This window comes from Streptomyces sp. BE303 (assembly GCF_036290945.1).
Taxonomy (GTDB): domain Bacteria; phylum Actinomycetota; class Actinomycetes; order Streptomycetales; family Streptomycetaceae; genus Kitasatospora.
The window spans coordinates 1-378 of the sequence record NZ_JAQYWZ010000636.1 but is presented as its reverse complement, the minus strand read 5'-3'; the positions used below and the strand labels follow the sequence as shown (position 1 = coordinate 378).

Genomic DNA, 378 nt, shown 5'->3' with positions numbered 1-378 from the left:
GACGGTCACCTGGTCCTCGCCGGCCCCGACCGCGCCGGCCAGGGCGGCCAGCGCGAGCGCCGGGTCGACCGGGGTGATGCCGCGACGGCGCAGCCGGTCGGCGACCTCGGCCTCGGCGGCCATGCCGACCTCGGCCCACGCGCCCCAGGCGACGGCGGGGCCCGGCAGTCCTCGGGCACGGCGTCCGGCGACCACGGCGTCCAGCGCCGCGTTCGCCGCCGCGTAGGCGGCCAGGTCGGCGCTGCCCCCGAGTCCGGCGATCGTGGAGAAGACCACGAACGCGTCGAGACGCGTACCGACCAGCGCGTCCAGGTGCAACGCCCCGTCGACCTTGACGGACAGCACACGGTTCAGGTGCCCGGCGTCGGCGTCGGCCAG

1 protein-coding gene is annotated in these 378 nt (G+C 77.8%); it reads right to left on the bottom strand.

Annotated elements, in window-relative coordinates:
- Positions 1–378: KR domain-containing protein (locus PUR56_RS14460; RefSeq protein ID WP_329949206.1), on the bottom strand; the 378-nt coding region annotated here is incomplete at both ends.